Genomic DNA, 5,308 nt, shown 5'->3' with positions numbered 1-5,308 from the left:
CCACCATGCCGTGCAGCTGGGCAGTATAGAAATTGGTCTGCTGCAGTCCGCCCTGCAGGCAGGCCACGGCCACGCCGGCCGTGGTGTGCGTGTGCATCACGCAGTGCGCGCCGGGCAGGCCGTCGTGGATGGCGGCGTGCACCGTGAAGCCGGCCGGGTTCACCGGCCAGGTCGAGCCGTCGAGCACCTTGCCCTGCAGGTCGATCTTCACCAGGTTGCTGGCCGTCACTTCGCTGTAGTGCAGGCCGAAGGGGTTGATGAGGAACTGCTTCTCTCCGCCCGTCACGCTGTCGGGCAGCCGCACCGTGATGTGGTTGTAGATCATCTCGGTCCAGCCCAGCATCGCAAACACGCGGTAGCAGGCCGCGAGCTGCTCGCGCGCGGCGCGTTCGTCCGGATGGATCGAGGGATGGACCAGCGCCGACGGCGCCGCGGGAGTGGAGAGTGTGTTCATTGCAGTTCCTTCATTCAGGTTATCCCTCAGCCGTGAAGCCGACTTCCTTGACGATCGGCGCCCACTTGGCGGTGTCTTTCTTCAGCAGTTCCGTCAGCTCGCCGGGCGTGGAAGACATCGCTTCCAGGCCGAAGGTGCCGAGCCCGTCGATCACGTCCTTTTGCGCCAGCGCGTTCTTCATCGCAGTGTTCAGCTTCGCGACCAGCTCCGGCGAAGCCTTGGCCGGCAGGAAGAAGGCGAACCATTCGCTGTGCGCCATGTCCTTGATGCCCTGCTCGCCGAAGGTCGGCACGTCGGGCGCGAAGCGGCTGCGCTTGGCGCCCGAGACGCCCAGGATGCGCACCTTGCCCGAGGCCAGGTGCTGCGTGATGTCGCCGATCGGCCCCGAGACGGCCGAGATGTTGCTGCCCAGCAGGTCCAGCATGGCCGGCTGCGTGCCGCGGTAGGCGGCATGCTTGAGCTCGACGCCGCCCTTCTTGCCCAAGAGCGCGCCGATGAAGTGCGGCGTGGAACCCGCGGCCGGCGAGCCGAAGTTGGCGCCGGCCGGGTTGGCCTTGGCCCAGGCCAGGAACTCGGGCACCGTCTTCACGCTGGCGGGCACCGCGGGGCCGACCGCAAAGCCGAAGTCGAAGATGCAGGCGATGCTCACCGGCGTGAGGTCCACCATCGGGTCGTACGGCAGCTTCTTGTAGATGTGCGGGTAGATCGTGAGGATGGAGGTGGGCGTCTGCAGGATGGTGGCGCCGTCGGCGGGCCGGCCCTTCACGTAGCTCACGGCGATCTGGCCGCCCGCGCCGGTGCGGTTTTCGACCACGGCGGCCTTGGCGTACTCGGGGCTGAGCTTCTGCGCGAGGCGCCGGCAGGTGGTGTCCGAGGTGCCTCCGGCCGCAAAGCCGGTGACGATGGTGGCGGTTTCGAGCGAGGCCTGCGCGAAGGCGCGCTGGCCCAGGCTGGCAAGCAGCGCCGAGGCGCCGGTGGTCTGCAGCAGCTGGCGGCGGGTGAAGGTCATGGTCTGTCTCCGGGGTGTTGTTGGTTGCGTTTCACGATTCGTCGCGCAGCCAGGTGACTGCGCCCGAATGGGTCACGGCGCCCTGGTGGGCGGGGCGCACGGTGAGCGCGTATTTTTCCAGCAAGCCGCGGTGCGCCACCCCCGCGTTTACCTGACGTCTGGACAGCCGCAGCGCGATTTCTTCCGCTGCCAGTTCCACCGAAATGGTGCGCGCCCCGGGCCGCGCGTCGATGGCCACCATGTCGCCGTCCTGCAGCGCCGCAATCGGCCCGCCGTCGGCCGCTTCGGGCCCCGCATAGCCGATGCACAGGCCGCGCGTGGCGCCCGAGAAGCGCCCGTCGGTCAGCAGCGCCACCTTGTCGCCCATGCCCTGGCCGTAGAGCAGGGCGGTGATGCCCAGCATCTCGCGCATGCCGGGGCTGCCCTTGGGGCCCTCGTTGCGGATCACGATCACATCGCCGGCTTCGTAGCGGCGGTTCTGCACGGCCGTCTGCGCTTGTTCCTCCGAATCGAAGACGCGCGCCGGGCCGCGGTGCACCAGCGTCTGGAGGCCCGCGGTCTTGAGCAGCGCGCCGTCAGGGCAGAGGTTGCCCTTGAGCACGGCCAGGCCGCCGTCGCGAGTGATCGGGTTGCCGGGCGCGCGCACCACGCGGCCGTCGGGCGCCGCGGCATCGGCCAGTTCCTCGGCCAGCGTGCGGCCGGTGAAGCTGAGCGCATCGCCGTGCACGAAGCCCTGCTCCATCAGCGTGCGAAGAATGACGCCCGCGCCGCCGATGTAGAACACGTCGCGCGCCAGGTACTGCCCGCCCGGGCGCAGGTCGGCGATGAGCGGCGTGCGCGCGAAGATCTCGGCCACGTCGTCCAGGTGGAACCTGATGCCGGCCTCGTGCGCGATGGCCGGCAGGTGCAGTGCGGCGTTGGTCGAGCCGCCCGTGGCCGAGACCACGGCGCAGGCGTTCTCGAGCGCCTTGCGCGTGACGATGTCGCGCGGCAGGGGGCTGTCGCCCATCACCGCCTTCATGAGATTCTTCGCGGCGCGGCGCATCAGCGGTGCACGCTCGCTGAACACCGCCGGCACCATGCTGGAGCCGATGGGCGCCAGGCCCAGGGCTTCCGACACCATGCCCATGGTGTTGGCCGTGAACTGGCCCGCGCAGGCGCCCGCGGTGGGAAGGCAGGCGCGGCTCATGGCGTCGAGTTCATCGTGCGTGGCGGTGCCGGCCAACACCTTGCCGATGGTCTCGTAGGTGTCCACCACGTTGAGGTCGCGGCCATCGGGGCCCGGCATCTGCCCCGGCAGCGCCGAGCCGCCGTGCACGAACACGCTCGGCACGTTGCAGCGCACCATGCCCATCATCAGGCCCGGCAGGTTCTTGTCGCAGGCGCCGATGGCGAAGATGCCGTCCCACTGGTGGCCGCGCGKCGAGGCCTCGACGCTGTCGGCAATCAGCTCGCGCGAAATCAGCGAGAAGCGCATGCCCGAATGCGCCATGGTGAGCCCGTCGCTCACCGACACCACGGGGCATTCGTGCGGCGTGCCGCCGCCCGCGTAGATGCCGGTCTTGGCGTGCTGCGCCTGCTCGCGCAGGTTGAGGTTGCACGGGCTCATCTCGCCGCCGGTGTGGAACACGCCGATGTGCGGGCGCGCGATGTCCTCGTCGTCCTGGCCGAGCGCATGCAGGAAGCTGCGCGTGGTGGCGCGGATCGTGCCCTCGCGGATGGTGGCGGAGCGGAAGCGCTTGCTGTTCGGATCGGTGGGAGTGGTCATCGGGCTGGCATCGGCTGGCTGGCTGTCTGGGTTGCGGAAGGGTCAGAACATGCCGTTGCTGTTCGCGGCGGTCTCGGGCACGGGCTGCACCACATCCCAGTGCTCGACGATCTTTCCGTTCTCCAGCTTGAAGATGTCGACGATGGCGCTGCCGCGCGTGCCCGGCTCGCGCACCGCGTTGACGTGCAGGATCACAAAGTCGCCATCGACAAAACTGCGCTTGATGTCGCTGTGCGACTTCGGAAATTTCTCGCGCAGGAACGCGATGAACTTGCGGAAGCCCTCGGGCCCGTCGGCCGCCGTGGGGTTGTGCTGCACGTAGCGGTTGCCCACGTACTGCAGGGCCGCGTCGGCGTCCTTCTGGTTCAGGCCTTTTTCGTAGAAGGCCAGGACCGCCTGGCGGTTGGCCTCCTGCTGGGCGGTGGCGGCTTGCGGCTTGCCGGTGCCCATGGGGGCGCAGGCGGCGAGGAACAGCGTGGCGGCCGCCGAAAGGGCCGCAAGGGTGGCGCGTTGCATGACAGGTGCTCCGGTGCGAAAGAGATGGAATGAATCGTTCAGTAGCCGCTGGGCGTCACCGCGCTCGCGGCGCTCTTGTAGCGGGACGACAGCTGCCTTGCCGCCGCCGTGAGCAGGATGGTGTCCACGCCCACCGCCACGAACTGCGCGCCGGCGGCCAGCCACTTGCGCGCCTGCTCCTCGGTGGTCGACAGAATGCCCGGCGCCTTGCCGGCCTTGCGGATGCGTGCAATGGCGTCGGCGATCATGGCCTGCACCTCGGGATGGTTGGGCTGGCCCACGAAGCCCATCGAGGCCGACAGGTCGGCCGGCCCGATGAACACGCCGTCCACGCCTGGCGTGGCCGCGATGGCGTCGAGGTTCTTCATCGCCTCCACGGTTTCGGCCTGCACCAGCAGGCAGGTTTGCGCGTTGGCTTCGTGCAGGTAGCGCGGATAGGCCTGCCAGCGCGAGGCGCGCGCCAGGGCGCTGCCCATGCCGCGGATGCCTTCGGGCGGATAGCGCATGCCCTGCACCATGCGCGCCGCCTGCTCGGCAGTGTCGACCATCGGCACCAGGATGGTCTGCGCGCCGATGTCCAGGAACTGCTTGAGCAGCGTGACGTCGCCCACCGGCACCCGCACCACGGGATGCGAGCGCTCCGACTCGGGCTGTGCCGACCAGGCGCTCGAGATGCCCTGCAGCTGCGCGAGCACCGAGCGCACGTCGTTGGGCGCGTGCTCGCCGTCGACCAGCAGCCAGTCGAAGCCGGTACCGGCCAGGATTTCGGCCGCATAGCCGTCGGCCAGGCCGACCCAGAGGCCGATCTTCTGTTCGCCGGCCTGCATGGCCTGCTTGAAGGTGTTCAAAGGTGTTTGCATGGTGTGTCTTTTAGATGAGACGAAAGGCAATGCTGCCCAGAGGGCCGTAGTCGGCATGGAAGGTATCGCCGGGCAGCGCGGTGGTGGGCCGCGTGAACGAGCCGCCGAGCACCACTTCGCCGGCTTCGAGGCATTCGTCCCACGGCGCGAGCTTGTTCGCGAGCCAGGCCACGCCCGTGGCCGGGTGGTTGAGCACGGCCGCGGCCACGCCCGATTCCTCGATCACGCCGTTCTTGTAGAGCAGCGCGCTCACCCAGCGCAGGTCGACCGCATCGGGCTTGACCGGCCGTCCGCCCATCACGATGCCGGCGTTGGCCGCGTTGTCGGCAATGGTGTCGAACACCTTGCGCGGCGCCTTGGTGTGGCGGTCGAACTGCTCGATGCGCGCGTCGATGATCTCGATGGCCGGCACCACGTAGTCGGTGGCGGCCAGCACGTCGAAGATGCTCACGTTCGGCCCCTGCAGCTTCCTGCCGAGCACGAAGGCCAGCTCCACCTCGATGCGTGGCGCGATGAAGCGCTTGAACGGAATGTCGCCGCCCTGCTCGAAGAACATGTCGTCGAGCAAGGTGCCGTAGTCGGGCTCGTCGATCTGGCTGGACTGCTGCATGGCGCGCGAGGTCAGGCCGATCTTGTGGCCCCGCGGCACGCGGCCTTCCGCGATCTTCTGCTTGACCCATGCGCGCGAGATGGCGTAGCCG

General features: G+C 68.8%; 6 protein-coding genes. All 6 read right to left on the bottom strand.

The window, feature by feature from the left end; genetic code table 11:
* Positions 1-454, bottom strand: a 454-nt coding sequence (locus AC1DOC_RS17880) for a class II aldolase/adducin family protein (RefSeq protein WP_478130189.1), incomplete at its 3' end; no start/stop codon positions are given.
* Positions 455-473: 19 nt separating this feature from the next.
* Positions 474-1,463, bottom strand: a complete 990-nt coding sequence (locus AC1DOC_RS17875; protein ID WP_012745400.1) for a Bug family tripartite tricarboxylate transporter substrate binding protein — start codon at positions 1,461-1,463, stop codon at positions 474-476.
* A 31-nt stretch (positions 1,464-1,494) separates the two neighbouring features.
* The gene (gene ilvD, locus AC1DOC_RS17870) at positions 1,495-3,231 is read right to left on the bottom strand and encodes a dihydroxy-acid dehydratase (protein ID WP_478130188.1); all 1,737 of its coding nucleotides are present in this window, start codon (positions 3,229-3,231) and stop codon (positions 1,495-1,497) included.
* 42 nt (positions 3,232-3,273) lie between these two features.
* Positions 3,274-3,747, bottom strand: coding sequence for a nuclear transport factor 2 family protein (locus AC1DOC_RS17865; RefSeq protein WP_012745402.1), 474 nt, complete (start codon positions 3,745-3,747; stop codon positions 3,274-3,276).
* 38 nt (positions 3,748-3,785) lie between these two features.
* Positions 3,786-4,607: a 4-hydroxy-2-oxoheptanedioate aldolase gene (hpaI, locus tag AC1DOC_RS17860; RefSeq protein WP_369663978.1), complete on the bottom strand. Its 822-nt coding sequence runs from the start codon at positions 4,605-4,607 to the stop codon at positions 3,786-3,788.
* Positions 4,608-4,617: 10 nt separating this feature from the next.
* A partial coding sequence (hpaH, locus tag AC1DOC_RS17855) for a 2-oxo-hept-4-ene-1,7-dioate hydratase (RefSeq protein ID WP_478130187.1) occupies positions 4,618-5,308 on the bottom strand: 691 nt, incomplete at its 5' end.

This window comes from Variovorax sp. 01T439_2 (assembly GCF_056398445.1).
Note: the sequence above shows the minus strand (reverse complement) of the source record. Positions and strands in the feature narration are given on the sequence as shown.